General features: G+C 74.1%; 14 protein-coding genes. 3 read left to right on the top strand and 11 right to left on the bottom strand.

Translation table 11 applies throughout. From position 1 onward, the window contains the following. Positions 1-174: 174 nt before the first annotated feature. Positions 175-1872, top strand: coding sequence for a catalase (locus tag FB586_RS13910; protein ID WP_136519928.1), 1698 nt, complete (start codon positions 175-177; stop codon positions 1870-1872). 166 nt (positions 1873-2038) lie between these two features. On the opposite strand, the gene FB586_RS13905 is transcribed toward FB586_RS13910, so the two are convergent. From FB586_RS13905 to FB586_RS13870, 8 genes are all read right to left on the bottom strand, one after another. Further along, the gene (locus FB586_RS13905; RefSeq protein ID WP_136519927.1) at positions 2039-4387 is read right to left on the bottom strand and encodes a beta-L-arabinofuranosidase domain-containing protein; all 2349 of its coding nucleotides are present in this window, start codon (positions 4385-4387) and stop codon (positions 2039-2041) included. Positions 4388-4496: 109 nt separating this feature from the next. After that, the gene (locus FB586_RS13900; RefSeq protein WP_187697877.1) at positions 4497-6536 is read right to left on the bottom strand and encodes a glycoside hydrolase family 31 protein; all 2040 of its coding nucleotides are present in this window, start codon (positions 6534-6536) and stop codon (positions 4497-4499) included. Continuing rightward, positions 6533-7207 (bottom strand): YesL family protein, encoded by a 675-nt coding sequence (locus FB586_RS13895; RefSeq protein WP_136519926.1) that lies wholly within the window; start codon positions 7205-7207, stop codon positions 6533-6535. Before FB586_RS13895 ends, FB586_RS13900 begins: the two co-directional genes overlap by 4 nt. Continuing rightward, positions 7207-8139: a carbohydrate ABC transporter permease gene (locus FB586_RS13890; RefSeq protein WP_136519925.1), complete on the bottom strand. Its 933-nt coding sequence runs from the start codon at positions 8137-8139 to the stop codon at positions 7207-7209. The genes FB586_RS13895 and FB586_RS13890 overlap by 1 nt, the downstream gene beginning before the upstream one ends. Before the next feature lie 26 nt (positions 8140-8165). After that, positions 8166-9149 (bottom strand): ABC transporter permease, encoded by a 984-nt coding sequence (locus FB586_RS13885; RefSeq protein WP_246036765.1) that lies wholly within the window; start codon positions 9147-9149, stop codon positions 8166-8168. Positions 9150-9254: 105 nt separating this feature from the next. Next, positions 9255-10901: a type 2 periplasmic-binding domain-containing protein gene (locus tag FB586_RS13880; protein WP_136519924.1), complete on the bottom strand. Its 1647-nt coding sequence runs from the start codon at positions 10899-10901 to the stop codon at positions 9255-9257. A 342-nt stretch (positions 10902-11243) separates the two neighbouring features. Beyond that, positions 11244-12245, bottom strand: a complete 1002-nt coding sequence (locus FB586_RS13875) for a LacI family DNA-binding transcriptional regulator (protein ID WP_136519923.1) — start codon at positions 12243-12245, stop codon at positions 11244-11246. After that, complete coding sequence (locus FB586_RS13870; protein ID WP_136519922.1) at positions 12242-13264, bottom strand: LacI family DNA-binding transcriptional regulator; 1023 nt, start codon at positions 13262-13264, stop codon at positions 12242-12244. The genes FB586_RS13875 and FB586_RS13870 overlap by 4 nt, the downstream gene beginning before the upstream one ends. 155 nt (positions 13265-13419) lie before the next feature. On the opposite strand from FB586_RS13870, the gene FB586_RS13865 reads away from it, so the two are divergent. After that, a complete protein-coding gene (locus FB586_RS13865) occupies positions 13420-14661 on the top strand; it encodes a glycoside hydrolase family 27 protein (protein ID WP_136520240.1) in 1242 nt (413 codons plus the stop codon). A gap of 182 nt (positions 14662-14843) precedes the next feature. After that, positions 14844-19682 carry a peptidase associated/transthyretin-like domain-containing protein gene (locus FB586_RS13860; RefSeq protein WP_136519921.1) on the top strand — a complete coding sequence of 1613 codons (4839 nt, stop codon included), beginning with the start codon at positions 14844-14846 and terminating at the stop codon, positions 19680-19682. Between the two features lie 55 nt (positions 19683-19737). On the opposite strand, the gene FB586_RS20370 is transcribed toward FB586_RS13860, so the two are convergent. The 3 genes from FB586_RS20370 to FB586_RS13850 form a co-directional block, all read right to left on the bottom strand. Next, the gene (locus FB586_RS20370) at positions 19738-19953 is read right to left on the bottom strand and encodes a zinc finger domain-containing protein (RefSeq protein ID WP_442319895.1); all 216 of its coding nucleotides are present in this window, start codon (positions 19951-19953) and stop codon (positions 19738-19740) included. A 410-nt stretch (positions 19954-20363) separates the two neighbouring features. Further along, the gene (cls, locus tag FB586_RS13855; protein ID WP_306419166.1) at positions 20364-21863 is read right to left on the bottom strand and encodes a cardiolipin synthase; all 1500 of its coding nucleotides are present in this window, start codon (positions 21861-21863) and stop codon (positions 20364-20366) included. After that, a complete protein-coding gene (locus FB586_RS13850) occupies positions 21860-22345 on the bottom strand; it encodes a hypothetical protein (protein WP_136519920.1) in 486 nt (161 codons plus the stop codon). The genes cls and FB586_RS13850 overlap by 4 nt, the downstream gene beginning before the upstream one ends. Between the last annotated feature and the right edge of the window lie 61 nt (positions 22346-22406).

Genomic DNA, 22406 nt, shown 5'->3' with positions numbered 1-22406 from the left:
GCGCCGTCCAGGCTACGTGGCGCCGGACGGTCCCCCGTCGCCCCCGCCACGTGCGAGCGGGCGGGCGCCCCGGATCGCGCCTAGCCTCGAAGACGCCCCCACGTTCGACGCGACCCGCCCCCGGCCGCCGAGACGATGCTCGTCGTTCGGCTGCCCACCGGGGCATGGAGCCACATGGCAGACGACGACCGCACCCTCACCACACGACAGGGCCACCCGGTCCAGGACAACCAGAACCAGCGCACCGTCGGCAGCCGCGGACCCGCGACGCTGGAGAACTACCACTTCCTCGAGAAGATCAGCCACTTCGACCGCGAGCGGATCCCGGAGCGCGTGGTGCACGCGCGCGGGTTCGTGGCGTACGGCGAGTTCGAGGCCACCGGGAAGATCGGCGACGAGCCGGCCTCGACGTACACGCGGGCCAAGCTCTTCGCCGAGCCGGGCAAGAAGACGCAGCTCGCGATCCGGTTCTCGACCGTGATCGGCGGGCGGGACTCCTCGGAGGTCGCGCGCGACCCCCGCGGCTTCGCCGTGAAGTTCTACACCGAGGACGGCAACTGGGACGTCGTCGGCAACAACCTGGCCGTGTTCTTCATCCGCGACGCGATCAAGTTCCCCGACGTCATCCACGCCCTCAAGCCGGACCCGGTGACGTTCCGGCAGGAGCCGAACCGCATCTTCGACTTCATGAGCCAGACGCCCGAGTCGATGCACATGCTCACGCACCTGTTCAGCCCGCGCGGCATCCCGGCGACGTACCGCCACATGGAGGGCTTCGGCGTCAACACCTACAAGATGGTGAACGCCGCCGGCGAGACGGTGCTGGTGAAGTTCCACTGGCACCCGCGCCAGGGCGTGGCCTCGCTGACCGACGAGGAGGCCGCGACGGTGCAGGGCCAGGACCTGGGCTCGGCGTCCAAGGACCTGTACGACGCGATCGAGCGCGGCGACTTCCCGCAGTGGGACATGTACGTGCAGGTCATGGAGGACCACGACCACCCCGAGCTCGACTGGGACCCGCTGGACGACACGAAGATCTGGCCCGAGGACCAGTTCCCGCTGCGGCACGTCGGCACGATGACGCTGAACCGCAACGTGGACGACTTCCATAACGAGAACGAGCAGATCGCCATGGGCACGGGCGTGATCGTGGACGGCCTGGACTTCTCGGACGACAAGATGCTGGTGGGCCGCACGTTCAGCTACTCCGACACCCAGCGCTACCGGGTGGGCCCGAACTACCTGCAGCTGCCGGTCAACCAGGCCCGCGGCCGCGAGGGCCGGGTGCACACGAACCAGCGCGGCGGGCAGATGTCGTACGGCGTCGACCTGGCCCCCGGCCAGAACCCGCACGTGAACTACGAGCCGTCGATCCACGGCGGGCTGCACGAGGCCGAGCGGCAGCCGAACCAGCCGCCGGAGATCCGCGGGCAGCTCACGCAGGCGCCGCTCGAGCGCACGAACGACTACGTCCAGGCCCGCGGCCGGTACAACACCATGAACGACTGGGAGCGCGACGAGCTCGTGAAGACGCTCGGCGGGCTGCTGGCCGACTGCGAGCGCGACGTGCAGGAGCGCATGCTCTGGCACCTGTTCCTCGTGCACGACGACTACGGCACCCGCGTCGGTGAGCGCCTCGGCATGACCGCCGACGACGTGCGCCACCTCGAGCCCCTGCCGACGCAGCGGCTCACCGACGACGAGCGCAAGCGCCTGGAGAACCTCGGGCACAACGGCGACGTGGTCGACCCCACCCAGTGGGGCCGGTGGACGAGCTCGGTCGTCAACCACCGGGCGTCCGCCGAGGACGTCCTGGCCGGCACGCTCGGCCGCCTGCCCTACACCGACGACGCGGCGCCGGCGGCGGGCTGACGACACGGGCTGACGACGACACGGGCGGCGCGGCCGCTCGGACCGGGGCACCGTGGGCACGTCCCGCGGTGCCCCGGGCGCGTCCGGCAGGCCTGCACCCCCGCCGCGGACAGCGCGCGCGACCGCCGAGCCGCGCCGGCCGCGACCGTGCGGCCGGCCCGGCGCGTCAGGCCGTGCCCGCGAGCAGGCGCACCCGCAGCAGCTCCGGCGTCGCCCACCCGTCGCGGCCGTGCACCGCGACGTGCACGCGCCCGTCGGCGTCGCGCGCGTCGGCGGCCACCGCGTAGTCCTCGTGCACGACGCCCCCGTCCGCCCGGGACGCGACGGGCCGGACCACCTCACCACCGATGCGGACCTCGTGCGCGCGGCGGTCCCCCGGGTCCGCGGAGAGCCAGGTCAGCCGCAGGACCTCGCCCGCACGGGCGGGGTCGCGCAGGGCGTACGCGAACCAGCCGGTCGCGCTGCGGCTGCGCGTGCTGCCCGCGACGTGCGCGCGCGTGCGCTCGCCGGCGAAGGCGTGGTCGGACTCGGGCTGCTGCTCCCCCGCGGCCACGTCGTCGAGGACGACGGCCTCGCCCGCCTCGGCGGCGTCGAGGCCGGCGAGCTCGGCCCGCCGCGCGTCGGCGTCGGCACCCATGGGCCAGTACACCGTGTACCGCTCGTCGTGGACGGACGCGAAGGGCTCGAGCCGCACCGCGTCGGGAGCGTCCGCGCCTGGCGCCCACGCGGTGAGGTCCACGGCCAGCGGGTCCCGGGACACCAGCGTGGCCGCGCGCGCCGGGTCCCCCTGCGGCACGACGACCGGGGTCTGCGCCAGCGGACGCAGCGGCCCGGCCGCGACGTGCCCCATCCGCTCCTCCCCCGCGAGCAGACCGTCCTGCCCGTCCACCCCGTCGCGGCCGGCCAGCACGACCGGCCCCCACCGGTACGCGACCCAGGGCGATCCGTCCGGCAGCGGCTCGGCTGACAGGCCGGTCGCGAGACGCACCGTCACGGCCCGGTCGCCGGACCACGTCCGGCGCACCACCAGGTAGCCGCCGTCCTCGACGGCGCCCGCGGGGAGCCCGTCGACCTCCACCTCCACCGCGTGCGCCCAGCCGGGGCGGCGCAGCCGCAGCCCGAGCTCGACCGGCTCGGCTGCGGACACGCGCACGACGGCCGTGTCCGAGCGCAGCAGGTCCGCCTCGAGGCGCACGCGGACCCCGCGCTCCGCCCAGTCGAGCTCGGCACCGAGGTAGAGGTTCACCGCGAGGTCCTCGCCCTCGCGCGAGAAGACGAGGCGGCCGTACGCGGCGTGGTTCTCCATCCCGGAGCCGACGCAGCACCACATCGACGTGCTCGGCTGCGAGTACACGCGGTAGTGCGCCGGCCGCAGGGGCGTGAAGTAGACGAACCCGCCGCGCACCGGGTGCTGCGAGGACAGCACGTGGTTGAACGTCGCGCGCTCGTAGAAGTCGAGCAGCGCGGGGTCCCCCGTGGCGTCGAAGCGCAGCGCCGTCAGCTTGAGCATGTTGTAGGTGTTGCACGTCTCGGGCCCCTGGCGCTCGGCCACCGTCGCCGTGAAGTCGTCCGCGGCGTGGAAGTGCTCACGGACGCTGTTGCCGCCGATCGCCACCGTGCGCCGCTCCGTCACGGTCCGCCAGAACGTGTCCGCCGCGTCGCGGTACCGGTCCGCGCCGGTCAGCGCGGCCAGCCGCGCGTACCCGACCACCTTCGCGATCTGCGTGTTCGCGTGCAGGCCGTCGAGCTCGTCGCGGCCTGCCGCGAGCGGCTCGAGCACCCGGCGGTGCGCGAACCGCTGCGCCTGCGCGAGCAGGTCGGCCCGGCCCGTGACCTCCGCGAGGCCCGCGAACGTGTCCGCCATGCCGCCGAACTCCGTGGTCAGCATCTCCTCGAAGTCGTCGTCGGACATCGCGCCGCTGACCGACAGCCACCAGTCGGCCCATCCCACCGCGAGCGCGAGGGCCCGCGCCGAGCGGGCGTGGGTCGCGGCGTCGAGGAGGCCTGCGACCGTCTTGTGCAGGTTGTACAGCGGCACCCAGCGGCCGTTGAGGCTGAACGTGTCCGCGTCCACGACCCCCGAGGCGAGCTCCTCCCCGAGCCGGGCCCCGTCCGGGACGCCGCCGACGTACCCGGTGCCGACCGCGTCCCGGCACCGCTCGAGGACGTCGAGGACGTGCTCCACGCGGTCCCGCAGCCGCGGGTCGCCCGTGGCGGCCCACAGCTGCGCGCACGCGGAGAGGTAGTGGCCGGCCATGTGGCCGCCCATGCCGTCGCCCTCCCAGTTGCCGTAGCCCGGCGCGTCCGTCGCCAGCCCTGCCTCGCGCAGGTACGGCACGCACAGGCGGTCGGGGTCGAGCGCGAGCACGTAGCGGACGTCCGCGTCCTGCGCGTCCTTGAAGGGGCCGTCGAGCAGGCGCACGGCGTCCAGGGGGAAGGTCCGCGTCCCCCGGGGGGACCGGAGGGCGGACGCCGCACCGGACGCCGGTGGGGCCGACAGGTCGACGTGCTGCATGAGGATGCCTCCAGGGAACGGGCGCGTCCGGGGACGGACGGCGACGGGAGCGTGACACGGTGCGAGGGCGCGCGCGCGACAGGGACGGGACGCCGCCGCGCCCCGCCCGTCACGCCGACGGGATGCGGCCCACCAGGTGCGCCAGGGCGCCGTCGCGGCTGAACACCGGCACGGTGGCGAGCGGCGCGTCGACGTCGACCCACCGGCCGCCGTCGTGGACCTCCCCCGTGACGAGCGAGGTCCACCGCGCGCCGGCCGGCAGCCACACGCGGCGTGCCGTGGCGCCCGCCTCGAGCACCGGTGCGACCAGCAGCGAGGGCCCGTAGAGGTACTGGTCGGCGACCCGCCACGCCTCGGGGTCGTCGGGGAACTCGTGGAAGAGCCCGCGCATCACGGGCTGGCCGTCGGCGTGCGCCGCCGCCATGAGCTCGCGCGTGTAGTCGCGCAGCTCCTCGCGCAGGTGCACGTACCGGGAGAGCACGTCGTACACCTCGTCCCCGAACGACCAGAGCTCGTTGCCGGCACCCGTGGGGTTGCGCGGCGAGCCGTCCGCCGCCACGACGGGAGCGGCGGGGGCGCGGTCCCCGTGCAGGCGCATCACCGGCAGGAACGTGCCCACCTGGAACCAGCGGACCAGCAGCTCGTGGAACGCCGGGTCGTCGGTGCGACCGCCGCCGAACCCCCCGATGTCGGTCGTGAACCACGGGATGCCCGCGACGCCCATGTGGACGCCGGCGACGACCTGGCGGCGCAGCGTCGGGAAGTCGGAGTGGATGTCCCCCGACCACACCAGCGCGCCGTAGCGCTGGGACCCCGCCCACGCGCAGCGCACCAGGTTGACGACCTCGGTCTCGCCGTCCGCCGTCTGCCCCTCCCAGAACGCCCGTGAGAACGCCTGGGGGTACAGGTTGCCCACCTCGAGGGCCTGCCCCTGGTGGTACCGGTAGGCGTCCAGGTCGTACACGCCGTACTCCGGCTCGGCCTCGTCCAGCCAGAAGAGCCGGACGCCGTGCCGCGCGTACCCCTCCCGGCAGCGGTCCCACAGGAACGCGCGGGCCCGGGGGTTCGTGACGTCGACGAACCGGCTGGGGCCGCCGAACCACATCTGGACGTCGATGCCGCTGTTCGTGCGCACCAGCAGGTTGCGCCGGGACATCTCGGCGACGTTCTCGGACTCGAGCGACACCTGCGGCCAGACCGAGACCATGAGCTCGACGCCGAGCTCGCGCAGCTCCGCGACCATGGCCGCCGGGTCGGGCCAGAACTCGTCCTCGAACCGGTAGTCCCCCAGGTGGGGCCAGTGGAAGAAGTCCGCGACGATCACGTCGAGCGGCAGGCCGCGGCCGACGTGCTCGCGCGCCACCGCGAGCAGCTCGGCCTGGCTGGAGTAGCGCAGCTTGCACTGCCAGAAGCCGAGCCCGTGCTCGGGCATCATCGGTGCGTGCCCCGTGGCCTCGGCGTAGCGGCGGCTGATGTCGGCGGGGGTCGCGCCGGCGGTGACCCAGTAGTCGATCTGCCGGCAGCTCTCGGCCGCCCACTCGGTGCGGTTGGCCCCGAACGTCGCGCGCCCGACGGCCGGGTTGTGCCACAGGAACCCGTACCCCGCGGTCGACACGACGAACGGCACGCTGGCCTGGGAGTTGCGGTGCGCGAGCTCGAGCGTGCACCCCTTGAGGTCGAGCAGGTCCTGCTGGTACTGGCCCATCCCGGCCAGGTGCTCGTCGGCGGGGGCGGTCAGCGCGAGGCCGGCGCGGACGCCGCCGCCGGGCAGCGGGCGGTAGCTGCGTGCGCGCAGCTTCAGCGCACCGCCGGTGCCCACCTCGGAGAACAGCGGCCGCCCGTCCACGTCCTCGAACGCGAGGCGGCAGTCGTGCGCGAGCGCACCGGTCTGCCAGTCCTTCCCGCTCGTCGCCGTGGCCACCACCCGGATGCGGCCGTTCGTCAGCGTCGCGCGCGCGCCGTCGACCACGACCGTGGCCCCGTCGTGCGAGGCGGGGTCCGGCGCCAGGAGGGCCCAGTCGGCGTCGACCACGTCGCCAAGCGCCGAGCGCACCCGCACGCTGTCGCGCCCCCAGGGCTCGACGACCAGGGTCTCCCCGTCGCCCCGCCAGACCAGGGCGGCGGCGTGCACGTCGAACGGCCGGGTCACGTGGCTCTCCTCGCCGGGTGGGACGGGACCGGTCGCGGCGCGGCGGGGCGTGCCGGCGCCGGCAGGAGGCCGGAGCCCCACAGCGTCGCGAACGACAGGTAGGCGGGCAGCGCCACGCCGAACACCGGCACGAGCCCGGGGACGACGTAGTACAGGCACAGCACGGCGCCGACGACCGCCGTGTGCACCAGCGCGTGCCCCGGCCGCGCCGCGACGAGCACCAGGGCGCGCCGCAGGAGGCGCACCGGCCCCTCGGCGTAGTGGGACGCCAGCGCCGGCAGCGCGGCCGTGACCGCGAACGCGACCACGGTCAGCACAGTCAGCAGACCGGCGAGGACCGGTCCGGCGGCCCCGAGGTCCGCGACGCCGAGCAGCCGCCGGTCGAGGAGCAGGACGGCCCAGCCGGCCGCGACGGCGTACCCGAGCACGTTCGCCGGCACGAGCTCGCGGCGCCACGCGGCGGCGAACTCCTGCCGCAGCGGGCCGCGGCCGGGCTCGTCCGTGCCGTGCAGCGCGTCCCGCCGCACGACCGCCTGCACGGCCGCGCAGGCCGGGAAGAGGCCGAGCACGACCCCGCCGCGCAGCGTCCAGGCGAGCCACAGCAGGTGCAGGACGAGCAGGCGCAGGCCCAGGTCGCCCACGCGGGTGTGCCACCCGACCAGGCGGCCCATCAGCCCTTCACCGACCCGACCATGACGCCCTTCTCGAAGTACTTCTGGATGAAGGGGTAGACGAGCAGCACGGGCAGCGTCGAGACGATGATGACCCCGTACTTGATCTGGTCGGCGAACTGCTGGGCGTACTCCCCGCCGCCGGACCCGCCGGCACCGCCGGCGCCGCCGGCGAACGCCTGGTTGGACAGCAGGATGTCCCGCAGCACGATCTGCAGCGGCTGCTTGTCGTAGTCGCGCACGAAGATCAGGCCGGTGAAGAAGTCGTTCCAGTGCTGCACCAGGTAGTACAGCCCGATCACCGCGATGATCGCCTTCGACAGCGGCAGCGCCATCGTGAGGAAGAACCGCAGGTAGCCCACGCCGTCGAGCGTCGCCGCCTCGAACAGCTCCTCGGGCAGGGAGTTCTCGAAGAACGCCCGCGCGATGATGAGGTTGTACACGTTGAGCGCGGACGGGATGACGAACACGAGCCAGTTGTCCAGCAGGTTCAGGTCGCGGTACAGCAGGTACGTCGGGATGAGACCGCCGCTGAAGAACATCGTGAACGCGAAGAAGAACATCAGCGGCCTGCGCGGGGCGAACTCGCGCCGCGACAGCGCGTACGCCGCCGGCAGCGTCACCACGAGGTTCAGCGCGGTGCCGACCACCGTGTACAGGATGGTGTTCCGGTAGCCGGTCCAGATGCGGCTGTCGGCGAGGATCTGCTCGTAGCCGAACAGGCTGAACCCCTGCGGGACCAGCCACACCCTGCCGGTGGCGACCATCGTCGGGTCGCTCACCGAGGCGATCGTCACGAACCAGATCGGGTAGATCGTCGCGAAGAGCACGAGCGCGACCGTGGTGCCGAGCGCGATCGAGAACAGCAGGTCGCCGGGCGTCCTGCGCCGCAGGGCCGGCCGCAGGGACGGCCGCAGGGACGTCGTCGTCATGGTCGTTCTCCCGTTGTTCGTCCGGATCACCACAGGCTCGTGTTCGCGAACTTCTTGGCGAGCTGGTTCGTCAGCACCAGGAAGGTGAAGTTGATGACCGTGTTGAACAGCCCGATGGCGGTCGAGTAGCTGAACTGGCTCTGCAGGATGCCGATCTTGTAGACGTACGTGGAGATGACCTCGGAGGCCTGCAGGTTGAGCGGGTTCTGCATCAGGAAGATCTTCTCGAAGCCCGCGTTCAGCACGCCGCCCATGTTGAGGATGAACAGCACGACCATCGTCGGCACCAGCGCGGGCAGGTCGATGTGCCGGATGATCTGCGGCCTGCTCGCACCGTCGACCCGCGCGGCCTCGTACAGGTGCGTGTCGATGCTCGACAGCGCGGCGAGGTAGATGATGCTGTTCCACCCGCAGTGCTGCCAGACCTCGGAGATCACGTAGACGGGGACGAACGAGTCCGGGTCGCCCAGGTAGTTGCGCTCGGCGACGCCGAACAGCGACAGGAAGTTCGGCACGACCCCGGAGGTCGGCGACAGGAACACCTGCAGCATGCCGACCACCACGACGATCGAGATGAAGTGCGGCAGGTACGTCGCGGTCTGCGTGAACCGCTTGCGCCGCCGCCCGACGATCTGGTTCACGGTGAGCGCGAGCAGGATCGGCGCGACGAAACCCACCACGAGGGTCGTGAGGCTGATCGCGACCGTGTTGCGGATCAGGGTCCAGAACAGCGGGCTCTCGAAGAACTGCGTGAAGTACTTCAGGCCCACCCACTCACCGCCGGTCAGACCGGCGGCGAAGTCGAACTCGCGGAACGCGAGCTGGATCCCGTACATCGGGACGTACGCGAACACGGCGGTCACGACGATCGCCGGTGCCAGCATGAGCCACAGCTGCCACTTGGTCCGCAGGTGGCCGGAGACCGTCCGGCCCCGCCGGGTCCGCATCGCCGGACGCACCGGCGTCGTCCCCGGCACCCTCGCCGCGGTCTCGTCGACGCTCACCGCCACGACACCACCCCCTTCTCGTCACCGACCCGCGCCGTCGCGGGTCCCGGGTCCGTCCCTGCGCGGACGTGGTGGCGGGCGGTCGCCCGCCACCACGCCGTACCGCGCCTAGCCCTGCGACTCGTCGTAGTACTTCTGGTACAGGTCGACGTTCTGCTGCAGGCCGGAGGCCTCGAGCTGGGCGACGTAGGCGTCCCAGCCCTCCTCGATCCCGCCGGCGGTGACGAACTCCGCGAACTTGGTCTGGGTGAGGTTGAGGATCGTCGAGCTGTTGAGCGCGAGCGTGCTCAGGTCTTCGGTGCTCATCTTCAGGTAGGGCGGCAGGACGTCCTCGTCGGGGTCGACGTTCGCGACGGCCTCCTCGAGCGGCTCGCTCTGCTCGACGGCCTCGGCCAGGTCGGCGGGCAGCGTCAGGTCGATCCCCTCGCGGATCCACATCGGGCCGAAGTCCGCGAGCGTGGACGTCCACTTCCAGCTCGACGGGTCGCTCGTGCCGTCCGCGGGCGGCAGCACCCGGTAGGTGTCGTCGTCGACCTTCTCGACGTTGGTGCCGAAGTCCCCGAACAGCACCTGGACCGACATGTCCTGGTCGTAGAACGCGTCGACCACCCGCAGGGCCGCGTCCTTCGCGTCCGACTGCGCGGACACGACGACGTGGTTGGCGGTGAGGTTCTCGAAGTCGTAGCTCCACGTGAGGGGCTCGTCCTGCCCCTCCTCCGCCAGCAGCGGGGCCATCGACGCGTACTGGGGGGCGAGCCGGGCACCGAACCGGTCGGACGCCGTCCAGCCCCAGCTGAAGCCGACGGCCGCGGTGTCGCCGGAGCCGCGCGCGACCGACTGGTAGGCCGAGTAGTCCTGGGTGATGACGTTCTGGTTCACCAGCCCGGCCGCGTACGCGCGGTGGAGGAACGTCAGGACCTCCTTCCACCGCTCGTCCGCGAGGAAGTTGCCGACCTCGCCGTCCTCGACGAAGTAGCCCGCGCCCCCGCCCCCCGTGATCGGCAGGCCGAGGCTCCCGAGCAGCGCGGTCGGTTGGAAGTAGCCGTACCCGGTGGTCCCCACCGGCGACCAGTCGAACGGGATCTCGTCGCCGGGGTCGCCGTTGCCGTTCGCGTCCTGCTCCTTGAAGGCGACGAGGACGTCGTACAGCTCGTCCCACGTGGTCGGCATCTCCAGGCCGAGGTTGTCCAGCCACTGCTGGTTGATGTACTGCCGCGTGATGGCCTGCGGCCAGAACTCCTTCCAGCTCGGCAGCGCGTAGACGGCGCCGTCCGCCTGCGTGGCCATCTCCTTCGCCCCGTCGACCTCCTCGAGCATCGCGCGGACGTTGGGCATGGCGTCGAGGTCGTCGCTCAGGTCCTCGAACAGCGTGCGGAAGGTCGCCAGGTCCGCATCGGTGATCGCGTTCACGCCGATGATGAGGTCCGGCGTGTCCCCGGCGGCGAGCATCGTCGACTTCTTCTGGTCCCAGTCCGCCGTGACCTCCTCCCAGGAGATCGAGACGTCCGCCGCCTCCTCGAGCTCCGCGACCCACGCCATGTCGGTCATCGCGCGCGTGAGCGGGTGCTTGACGACGAGGACGCTCAGCTCCTCGCCGCCGCCCCCCGTCGTCTCCCCGCCGTCGTCGTCGCCGCCCGTGCAGCCGGCGAGGACCAGGGCGGACGCGGCGACGGCGACCGTCGTCGTCGTGAGCGTGCGGCGCCCGTGCGCCTGGCCCGGCGTGCGAGTCCGCCGGGAGCGGGTGGTGCGAGCCATGGGTCTCCTCCTCGAGACGGGCGTGCGGTGACGGCTGCGACGCACCGGGCGACCGGCGCCGGGACCGCGCCCGGCGACGGTGCCGGGGCGGCGGGTGCGCGGCGTGCGGCCCGGGTCGGGGCGGCCGTCGTGCGGGTGGTGCGGTGCGAGCCGTGCGTCCTCGTGGGCGCAGGTCGATCGTGGCGGCGTTACTTCAGCGTTGTCAATAGCGAGACAACAACTGGGTTTCGTCCGGATCGCCCGATGGCGCGCGGCGCGCGCGGTGCCGACGACCGACGGGCGGAACCACGGCCGGCGCGCGCCGAGCGTGCCCGCCGTCGTCGGCGTGGCCCGCTGCGCAGGTCAGGACGTCGCGGACGAGGCCCGGAGCACGACGTGCGCCCCCGTGCGGACCTCACGGGGCGGGCCGTCGTGACCCGCCATGCGCTCGAGGAGCATCGCGACCGCGTGCCCGACCATCTCCTCCTGCTGCGGGCTGACCGAGGACAGCGCGGGGACGGTGAACGCGCTCTCGTCGGTGTCGTCGAACCCGGTCACGGCCACGTCGTCGGGGACGCGCACGCCGTGGCGGTGCAGCGCACGCAGCACGCCCGCCGCGATCGCGTCGTTGACGCACAGCGCCGCGTCGAACGACGCGCCCGAGCGCAGCAGCCCGACCATCGCCTCGTACCCGGAGGCGCGCCGGTCCCAGTCCGACCCCGACACGACGAGCGCGGGGTCGTGCGGCACGCCGTGCGCCTCGAGCGCCGCCCGGTACCCGGCGAACCGGTCGTCCGTCGGCGTGGCACCCGGGGCGCCGTTCCAGACGACCGCGATGCGTCGCCTGCCCGTCTCCAGCAGGTGCCGGGTGATGGCCTCCGCGCCCTCGCGCTCCCCCATCACGACGCAGTCCCACCGCGGCGTGGGTGGACCGCCGAGCTGGACGACCGGACGCGGCGGGGTCGCGACGTCGTCCGGGTCGGGGACGAAGTGCGGGCAGAAGACCACGCCGTCCACGTCGCGCGTCCGGGGGCCCAGCACCGCCTCGCGCTCGGCCGCCTCGTCGTGGCCGATCCGCAGCATCGTCGTCAGGCCGTGCTGCTCGAGCGCGAGGATGAGGCGCTCGGCGATCTCGGCGAAGTACGGCTGGTAGATGTTCGGCACCACGACGGCGACGCGCCCCGTGCGTCCGGACGCGAGCCCACGGCCGGCCAGGTTGACCTCGTAGCCGCTCTGCGCGACCGCGGCGAGCACCGCCCGGCGCGTCGCCTCGGACACCTCGTTGCGTCCCAGCAGCACGTTCGAGACGGTCTTCGCCGACACGCCGGCGACCGCGGCGACATCGGCGAGCGTCGGGCGCCTCACGGCGCGACCTCGCCGAGCGTGGACTCGCGCCGCACGAGGTGCACGGGCAGCGTGACCGCCCGCGGCTGCTGCGGTCCGCGTCCCGCGAGGCGGTCGCCGAGCAGCTCGAGCGCCACGCGCGCCAACCGGGCGGGCCCCGGGTCGACGGTGGTGAGCGACGGCGTCGAGAACCGGCCGTCGTCCAGGTCGTCGTGCCCCACGACCGCGACGCGGCCGGGCACGTCGACGCCGAGGGCGCTCAGGGCGGCGAGCGCGCCGAGCGCCACCTCGTCGTTGAGGCACAGCAGCGCGTCGAGCCCGGGATGCTCCGCCACGGCACGACGGGCGGCGTCCGCGCCCGCTCGTCGGTCCGCGACGCCCTCGACCGGCACGACCGGCACGACGTCGGGGTCGAGCCGCGCACCCGCGAGCGCCGCCCGCATCGCGGCGGACGGTGCGTGCGGGTCCTCGTCCGGGCGGCGCGCCCGGTCGCCGCCCAGCAGCACGGGACGTCGGCGTCCCATCACGGCCAGGTGCCGCGCCGCGAGGGCCATCGCCTCGTCGACGTCCTCGTCCACGCGGTCCACGCCGTCGACGGCCGCCCCGCCCTGGACGACGACGACCGGCCGGTCCGTCAGCGCGCCGGGGAGGGCGATCGCGGCGGGAGGCGGTCCGATGTGCACGAGGCCGTCGAACACGCGGCCCCGCGCGTCGACCAGCGCACGGGTCCGCTCGACGTCGCCGTGGGTCGGCTCGACGGCGACGGGGATCCCGCAGCGGTCCGCCTCGGCGACGAGCGCCTCGACCAGGGTCGCCAGGTACGGCCGGCGCAGCTCGGCCACGCCGATCCCGACCAGCCCGGTGCGGCGGGTGCGCAGGCTGCGGGCGGTCGCACTGGGCGTCCAGCCGAGCTCCGCCATGGCCGCGGTGACCCGCTGCACGACCTCGGGACGGGTGTGCGGCTCGCCGTTGACCACCCGCGAGACGGTCTTCACCGAGACGCCCGCCAGGGCGGCCACGTCGCGAGCGGTGGGGGCCACCGGCACAGCATAGGTGCCGGGTCCGGTTAGCCTGCGGGACGAGACGAGGAGGAACCCGCATGGTCGACGAGGACCGCGCCGAGCCCCTGACCACGCTTCCCGACCCCGCCCGTGCCCCGTCCGGGGGCGGGCCGGCAGCGCGGACGACGCCGCCGATGGGCTGGAACAGCTGGGACTGCTACGGCACGACCGTGACCGAGAAGGAGGTGCTCGCGAACGCCGAGTTCATGGCCGAGCACCTCCTGCCCCACGGGTGGGACACCGTCGTCGTGGACATCTCCTGGTCGGACCCGACGGCCCGCTCGCACGGCTACAACGAGGGCGCACCCCTCGTCGTCGACGACCACGGGCGCCCGCAGCCCGCGCCCAACCGCTTCCCGTCCGCCGCCGGCGGGGCGGGCTTCGGTCCGCTCGCCGACCGCGTGCACGCGCTCGGCCTGCGCTTCGGCGTCCACGTGATGCGCGGCATCCCGCGGGTCGCCACCGAACGCGATCTCCCGGTCCTCGGCACCGACGCGACCGCTCGCGACATCGCCGACCCGGGCGAGCGGTGCGAGTGGAACCCGGACAACGACGGTCTCGACCACGGCCACCCGGCCGCGCAGGCGTACTACGACTCGGCGGTCGCGCAGCTGGCCGGCTGGGGCGTGGACTTCATCAAGGCCGACGACATGCTCTGGCCGTACCGCCGGGCGGACATCGAGGCCTACGCCCTGGCGATCCTGCGCAGCGGGCGGCCGATCGAGCTCAGCCTGTCCCCCGGGCGGGACGTCGCGACCACGCGGCTCGAGCACCTGCGCGCGCACGCGACCATGTGGCGCGTCTGCGACGACCTGTGGGACCGGTGGGAGGACGTCGAGGCGAACTTCGCGCGCCTGGCGCGGTGGGCGCCGTTCGCGTCGCCGGCGGGATGGCCCGACGGCGACATGCTGCCGCTGGGCCACATCGGCATCCGCGCCGAGCGGGGCGAGGACCGCCACAGCCTGCTGACCGCGGCCGAGCAGCGCACGCTCGTCACGCTGTGGGTCGTGGCACGCTCCCCGCTCATGATGGGCGGGGACCTGCCGACGTCGTCGCCCGAGACGATCGCGCTGCTGACGAACGACGCCGTCCTGGACGTGCTGCGCCACTCCACGGACAACCGGGAGGTGCTGCGCGAGGGCGAGCTGGTGCTGTGGGCGGCGCGCTCGACGACCACGCCGAGCCGGTACGCCGCGGTCTTCCACCTCGGCGACGCACCGGCCGTGGTCGACGTGCAGCTCGGCAACGTCGGGGCCGCGCGCGGGTGGCGGGCGACCGACCTCTGGTCCGGGGAGCCGGTCCCCACGGACGGCGACTGGCTGCGGCCGGCCGTCGAACCCCACGGGACGCGGCTGCTGCGCCTCGACCCCACCTGACCGCCCGCCGGCTCCCGACCTGCGCGTCGCGGCCCGGCGGGCACGCCGGGCCGCCGCGTCGACGGGCCGGCCCCGCCAGATCATCCTCGACACCCCCGTACCCCGGTGGGAGCCTGAAGCCCGGACCGTCGCCCTTCGGCTCCTGCCGGTAGGCGGCGGTGGGTGCGGACGCGGGGGGCGTCATGAGGGCGAGCCAGGTTGCCCGGCGGCTGGGAGCGGCGACCGTCGTCGCCGCCCTGACGATGGTGGGCGGGCTGCCCTCGCTGGTCGCCGCCGCACCGACGGACCCGGGGAGGGACCTCCCGGGCGACGCCCCTCCCCCGGCCGCGCGGCCGTTCGCCGCGGCAGCGGGCGGGACGACCCTCACCTTCGACGAGGCCGCCAGGCAGGCGCGGTTGCGCGTCGACGACGGCGGCTCCCTCGACCAGTACCTGTACGGTCCCGGCCCGATCACCTTCGAGATCGACCTCCAGGGGTTCGCCCCCGACCCCGCGGCGGGGCAGCCCGTCGAGCTGTCCATGTTCGTCTACGACGTGGACCAGGCGGGCAGCGAGGACTGCGGACCCGAGGTGGACAGGGTCTCCGTGAACGGCCGGCCGCTGGGGACGCTCACGGGCGCGAACGGCCAGTGGATCGTCAACACGTTCCAGGTCCCGGCCGGCGCGCTCGTGCGCGGCGTGAACGCGTTCCGGGTCGACATCGACACGGGCGGCACGGGCTGCTGGGCGGTGCAGGTGGACTGGGCCGAGGTGACGCTGCCGTTCAACGTCGCCCACCTGAGCACCGACGCCACCGACGACGTCGACGTGCGCCGCGGCGTGAGCACGGACGAGATCCCGGACCGCGTCTTCGAGCGCGCGTTCGACGCGTCGGGTTCGCTGACCGCTCCCACGGCGGACGACCCGGTCGCGGACGCCATGAACGACAGCCACTGGTTCAGCGGCCCGACCGCGGGCCGCTTCACGTACCGGTACGGGCTCGACGCGTGGCCGGCGAGGCCGGACTGGACGCCGACCGTCCGGGCGCGGTGGTCGTTCTCGGGCGGCGGCGGCAGCGGCGCGGGTCCCGCGGAGGGCGTCGAGGGCTGGGAGGGCGAGGTCGACGTCGACGTGCCCAAGCGCACCGGGAAGTACGACCTGACGGTGTGGCTGGAGATCAGCAAGGACGGCACGAGGCTCGTGGAGCAGCAGCGCACGACGACGGTGTACGTGCTGCTGGGGCAGCCGGTCGGCGGCGGGTTCCTCGGCCCTGACACGGCGACCCCGAAGACGCAGTGGCTCGACCGGGCGTTCGAGCTCGGGGCGGCGGGCTGGTCCGCGCCGAAGATCATCCTGCAGACGATGATGATCCGGATCTACGGCAACCCCCTGGGCTGGTCGTACGTGGGGTCCGGCCCGTACAGCACCCCCGAGGAGCTGATCGAGGCCACCGGCACGCGCGGCGAGTGCTTCACCTTCCGGGACGTCTGGTGGCTCCTCGCGCTGAGCCTCGGCATCGACGCCTCCGTCAACGGCTACGCGGAGGGCAACTTCCTCACCGGCACGCGGCCGGCGCTCGACGGCAACGCGAGCGCCAACGCCACGCCGGCCGGCGGCGGCGCACCCGACCGCTGGGTGTTCGGCAGCCACGGGTGGGGCACGTTCGGCGGCGAGCGGTACGACCCGACGTTCGGGATCACGAACGTGGACACGCCCGAGACGTTCGAGGCGGACAGCGTGCTGTGCAAGGTCGTCGGGGCGAACAGCGCCGGGATGCTCTGCGGTGCCCTGGACGGTGGGAGCGACGTGTACCTCGTCACCCCGACGGGCACCCGGAACGCGACGGGCTGGCCCATGAACACCTACCGGCTCCTGCCGCCGCCTCCGCCGGCGCCGCAGCGGGCCGGACCGGCCCAGGCGCCGGCCGCCCTCCCCGCGACCGACCAGGGCGAGGACACCGACGGCAACGGGCAGCTCGACTGGCTCCGGGTCGACGTGCCGGTCACCGCCCCGGCCGACGGCGAGCACACGGTGCTGCTCCACCTCGCCGCGCCGGACGGGACGTACCTCGCGACGGGCACGCTGGACCCGGCCGCCCGCTCGACGACCGCCGTCGTCACGACGCTCACCGCCGGCACGCACACCCTCGCGGTGCGCTTCCCCGCCCGCGCCGTCCGCGCGGGCGGCGTCGACGGCCCGTACACGGTGACGGGTGACGTCCGCGCGCCGGACGGCTCCGTCGTCGGGTCCGTCGCGCACAGCACGCGGGCCTACGACCACACGTCGTTCCAGGGGCCGCTCGCGACGGTCGGCACGGTGACCGACGAGCTGTCCGGCGCCCGGCTGCGCCTGCACGTCCCGATCACGCCGACGGGCTCGGGCCCGGTCACCGTGACCGCCCAGCTGTTCGCCGGTGGCACCCAGGTCGGCGCCGGCAGCCGCGACGTGACCCTCTCCGGGGGAACCGCCCAGGACGTCACGCTCGACCTCGCGACCGGGCCGATCTGGGCCAGCGGGCTCGACGGGCCGTACACGGCGTACCTCTCCGTCCGGGACGCGAGCTCGACGGTGGCCGTCACCCACACCACCGCCGCCTACGACGCCGACGCGCTGGCTCCCCCACCCGTCCGCCTCGAGCCCGACGTGTCCGACGACGGGGTCGACGAGGACGGCGACGGCCTGTTCGACGCGCTCGCCCTGACGGCGGAGGTGGCGGCGACGACCGCCGGGCCCGTGACGGTGCACGCCGCCCTGCAGACGGACGACGGCACCGCCGTCACGGCCGCGACCAGGACCGTCGACGCGGGGCCCGCGCCCGCACCGGTGACGCTGCGGCTCGACGGCCGGGACATCGCCGGGGCAGGTGCGGACGGGCCCTACGACGTGGCGCTCACCGTCTCCGACGCGTCGGGCACCGTGCAGATGACCCGCGTGCACCGCACCCGCACCTACGAGGCGGCGCAGTTCGACGCCCCGGTGGCGCTGCTCACCGGGTCGTACACGGACGCGGCGGTCGACACGAACGGCGACGCGAGCCCCGACGTGCTGCGGGTCGAGGCGGAGGTCGTGCTGCCCGCCGCTGCGGACGTCACGCTGAGCGGCACGCTCGTCGACGCCTCCGGCCAGGCCGTCGCCGAGGCGACCGTGAGCGCCACCGTCCCGGCCGGCACCGCCCCGCTGGTCCTCGACTTCGACGGCGCGGACATCGCCGCGCACGCCCGGCCGGGCCCGTACCGGCTGACCGGGGTCGAGCTCGGCCGCTCCGGCGAGCCCCCCGAGGTCACGGCGCTCGACGTGCACACCACAGCCGCCTACGCGGCGGACCTGTTCCGCCCGGGCGGGTCGTTCTTCATCGACTCGGTCACGGACCGCGGGCAGGACGACGACGGCGACGGCCTGCTCGACGCGCTCGCCGTCAACGTCACCGTCCAGGTGGACGAGGCGGGTCTCTACTCCGCGAACGCGCGGCTCACCGACGCCGCCGGCGAGGAGATCCAGTGGGCGGGCGCCCAGCAGTTCCTGGACGCCGGGCGGAACGTGCTGACCCTCCGGTACGACGGGCGGCTCGTCTCGGGGCGGCAGGCCGACGGGCCGTACCGCGTCGAGTCGCTGTCCGTGTACCTCGACCCCGCCCAGCCCGTCACGCTGCGCGCACCGCACCTGACGGCTCCGTACACGTGGCGGCAGTTCGAGCTCGGCGGCGCGATCACGGGCCACGTGACGTCGGAGGGCGAGCCGGTCGCGGGGGCGGCGGTGGCCGTACCCGGGCAGGCCTTCGACGTGACCGACGAGACCGGTGCGTACCGCCTGGCGCTGACCGGCGGCGGGACGTACGAGGTCGTCATCTCCGCCGACCCCACGCTCGCGCCCTGGCGCATTCTCGTCGGCGGGGTCGAGCAGGCCACCGGCACCAGCGTGCTGGCGGACGTCGCGGACGGCTCCACCACGACCGTCGACTTCGTGCGCGGCGCCGCGTCCGAACCCGCTGCGTACCGGCCGCTGGCGGGCGAGACGATCGCGGACACCCGCACGGGGGCGGGCGTGCCGAGGGGGCGTCTCGGCGCCGCCGGTGCGGACGTCGCAGTCGCCGGCCGCGGTGGCGTCCCCGAGGCGGGTGCGGCGGCGGTCGTGCTCCGGGTGCAGGCGCTCGACGCCCTGGGGGCCGGTGAGCTGCGGGTACGCCCGTCCGACGGACCCGCAGCCGTCGACCCGCACGTGACGTACGGGTTCGACGACGCGACCGGGCTGGCGGTCGTGCCGCTCGGCGCCGACGGCGGGGTGCACGTGAGCGCAGCGCGCGGGCGGCCGCACGCCGTCGTCTCGGTGGCCGGCTACTTCCCGGCCTCGGGCGGCGTCCCCGGCTACACGCCCGTCACCCCGACCCGCCTCGACGTGACGTCCCCGTGCCGCCTGCTCGTGCGGGTGCCGTGCAGCGCGGACGTACCGGTCGCGGGCCACGGCGGCGTCCCGACCAGCGGCGTCGGAGCCGTCGTGCTGTCGGCGTCCGCCGTGCGCCCGGTCCTGCCCGGCTCACTGTCGGTGCACGGCGTGGCCGACCCCGTGCCGCGTGTCCCGACCCTCACGTACTCGTGGCTGCGACCGGCCGCCACCACCGTCGTCGCGCCGCTCGACGGCGCGGGGAGGGTGCGCGCGACCACGCTCGGCGCGCGGACGCAGCACCGCCTGTCCGTCGTCGGGTGGCTGCCCGAGGGCACGTACACGCCGGTGCCGTCCACCCTCGTCGCCGCGACGTCCAGGAGCAGGGACGTCCAGGTGACCGGCGTGGCCGGCGTGCCCGGTACCGGGGTCGCCGCCGTCGCGCTCCACGTCGTCGGGTACGGCGGGTTCCGCGGCGCGACCCTCACGGTGTACCCGAGCGACGCACCCGCGCCTGCGACCGCCGACGTGCTCGCGCCGCGGCTGGGCGCTGGGTCCGGGCTGGTGCTGGTCCGCCCGGGCCCCGACGGCAAGGTCCACGTCGCCCTGACTGGGAAGCACGCCCGGGCCCAGGTGGCCGTCGTGGGGTGGCTCCCCGGGGGCTGACGTGCCGGCGTCGGCGACGCGGTCACCGCCGCAGGCGCGGTCGCCCTTCCGGCGCCTAGCTGCCTGCTGCAGCCGCCTCACCCCGACGCTCCGCCTCCTGACGCCGCCGCTTGTGCGGCGGGCGCGGGACGCGGTCGCTCGTACGGCAGGTCCGGCCGGGCTCCGCGCCGCAGCGGGGGCAGTGCACCTCTTCCGCGTGGGTCATGCCGCCATGCTCGCCGAGCCGACGACGGGTGGCGCGCGCTGGACGCCCGTCCTGCTGATCCGCCATCAGCTGTTCACCGGGACGTCGGACGAGCGAGACCGGGTCACGACGACGGCGTCACCCGCGCCGCCCACCCGCGTCGGCGACGGACACCTCGGGCGCTCGACGCCTGCGCCGGCGCGCTCCGCCGCGACCTCCCCGCTGCCCAGCGCCCGTGGTACGAACGGCTCCGGATGAGCCTCGGGCAGGGTCCCGCTCGGACAGGCCTGATCGACGGCACCGGTGCCACCGGCGGCTGACCGCCCACGGGGCCGACCGTGGTCGCGCCGGTGCCCCTCCGCTCGCCTCGCCCTGTCCTCGTCGGCGGGGCTCGTCGATCACCGGACCGAGCACGACGGTCCGGGCGCAGGGACGTGCCTCCACGGGCGACGCCGCTGCGGGCGTGATCCGGTCCTGCGCCCACCTCCTGCCGGACATCAGACCAGCGCGCTCGCCAGCCGTGCCAGCCCGTCGGCGGTGCGCGCAGGCAGACCGCGTCCGCGCCACTCCGCGACGGTGAGCTCGCGGCTGCGGGAGCGGTACAGGCCCTCCACACCCCGCAGCTGGTCCACGAACGTCGCCCCGCGCACCAGCACGCAGACCTCCAGGTTGAGCTGGAAGGAGCGCATGTCGAGGTTGGACGAGCCGATCACCGCCACCTCGTCGTCGACGCTGAGGGTCTTGGCGTGCAGCACGTACGGCCGCGGGTACAGCCAGATCCGCACCCCGGAGCGCAGCAGCGCGTCGTAGTACGAGCGCTGGGCGTGGTGGACCAGCCGCTGGTCGCCCCGCTCCGAGACGAACAGCTCGACCGCCAGGCCGCGCTCGGCCGCGCTGCACATCGCGAGGAGCAGGGACTCGTCCGGCACGAAGTACGGGCTGACCACCACCGCGCGCTCCTGGGCCGCGTGCAGCAGCGAGACGAACAGCCGCAGGTTGTTCTCCTGCTCGAAGCCCGGGCCGCTGGGCACGACCTGCGCCTGCAGCGCGGACCGGTCGGGCGCCTCCGGCAGCACGTCGGGTCTCGACGCGCTGTCCAGCAGCTCGCCGGTCTCGCTGTACCAGTCGGCCAGGAAGACGGCGTCCAGCGCGGTCACCACGGGACCGGTGAAGCGGGCCACCACGTCGACCCAGCGCCGCCCCCGGCGGCGGTTGCTCCGCTTGCCGTACGCCGCGTCGACGACGTTCTGGCTGCCCGTGAACGCCACGGCGCCGTCGACGACCAGGATCTTGCGGTGGTTGCGCAGGTCGACACGCAGCAGCTCGCGCGACGTCGGCCACACCGGCAGCATGCGCCGCCACAGCACGCCGGAGGCGCGCAGGCGACGCACCATCGCCCGGTACCCCCGCACGCGCAGGCTCGCCAGGTGGTCGAACAGGACGCGGACGACGACCCCGCGGGTGACGGCGCGCTCCAGGGCCGCGAACACCGGCTCCGTCGTCTCGTCGAGGGCGAGGATGTAGAACTCCGCGTGCACGAAGCGCTCGGCCCCGTCGATCTCCGCCACCATCGCGGCCAACGAGCCGGTGTAGTCCTCCAGGAGCTCGGCCGCGTTCCCGGACAGGACGGGCATGGCGCCCAGCCGGCGGTTCATCGTGTGGATCGTGCGCAGCGCGGGCAGCTGCTCGTCGGTGGGCGTGAGCGGCAGCGGCGCCCGGTCGGTCGTGTGCTGCAGCACCGTCGCGTCGAAGCGCCGCTGCTTCTCCCGCCGCGCACGGGAGAGCTTGGGGCTGCCGATGGCGAGGAACGCCACGAGCCCGAGGTACGGGACGAGCACGACCGCCAGCACCCAGCCCAGCGCGGCCGACGGTCGCCGGTTGTCCGCGATCAGCGCAGCGGCGACGAGACCGACGAGCACCCCGAGCACCACGACGAGCCACACCGCCCACCCGGGCCACCCGTCGGGCAGGGCGGAGAGGAAGGGCGGCACGCTCACGCCCGCACCCTATGCGGCCGGCGCTGTGCGCCCGGGTCACGGCGCCCTCCGAGCGCCCTGACCACCCGGATGCACCGTCCGACTGCCCACCGTCGAGGCTCCCGGGCACCGTCGGCGCCTCGTGCCCGACCCGGACCGGAGGGGGCGACGGGGCAGGACCCCTCCTCGTCCAGGCGCTGCCTCCCTCCCCTTCCGTCGGCCCTGGTGAGCGCCACCGGCACGTTCACGTCGTCCACGCTCAGGTGTCCGAACCCCCCGGTGGAACGGTCGGCGATCTCGATGTAGAGCTCCTCCCCGATGTGGTCGGACGCGTCGATGGTCCGTCGCCGGTACTGGGCACGCAGCGTCTCCTCGACGTTCCCGCTGACCTTGGCGACGACCTCGCCGTCATGGGCACGTACCAGCGCGACGTACAGATCGTCGGGGTCGTACCCGCCGTCAAGGGCCTGGACCGCGGGCCGCGCACGGGCCGCTCCCGTCACTGTTCACCCGACGTTCGATCGCGAGTCCGGCGGTCTCGTAATTCGCGGTCACCTGGAGCCG

This window comes from Cellulomonas telluris, from assembly GCF_004886325.1.
GTDB classification, from domain to species: Bacteria; Actinomycetota; Actinomycetes; order Actinomycetales; family Cellulomonadaceae; genus Cellulomonas; species Cellulomonas telluris.
Note: the sequence above shows the minus strand (reverse complement) of the source record. Positions and strands in the feature narration are given on the sequence as shown.

Excerpts from the sequence above, each read along its gene's own strand:
- FB586_RS13910 (WP_136519928.1), top strand. The coding sequence starts at position 175 with ATGGCAGACGACGACCGCACCCTCACCACACGACAGGGCCACCCGGTC.
- FB586_RS13905 (WP_136519927.1), bottom strand. The coding sequence starts at position 4,387 with ATGCAGCACGTCGACCTGTCGGCCCCACCGGCGTCCGGTGCGGCGTCC.
- FB586_RS13895 (WP_136519926.1), bottom strand. The coding sequence starts at position 7,207 with ATGGGCCGCCTGGTCGGGTGGCACACCCGCGTGGGCGACCTGGGCCTG.
- FB586_RS13890 (WP_136519925.1), bottom strand. The coding sequence starts at position 8,139 with ATGACGACGACGTCCCTGCGGCCGTCCCTGCGGCCGGCCCTGCGGCGC.
- FB586_RS13880 (WP_136519924.1), bottom strand. The coding sequence starts at position 10,901 with ATGGCTCGCACCACCCGCTCCCGGCGGACTCGCACGCCGGGCCAGGCG.
- FB586_RS13865 (WP_136520240.1), top strand. The coding sequence starts at position 13,420 with ATGGGCTGGAACAGCTGGGACTGCTACGGCACGACCGTGACCGAGAAG.
- FB586_RS13860 (WP_136519921.1), top strand. The coding sequence starts at position 14,844 with ATGAGGGCGAGCCAGGTTGCCCGGCGGCTGGGAGCGGCGACCGTCGTC.
- FB586_RS20370 (WP_442319895.1), bottom strand. The coding sequence starts at position 19,953 with ATGGCGGATCAGCAGGACGGGCGTCCAGCGCGCGCCACCCGTCGTCGG.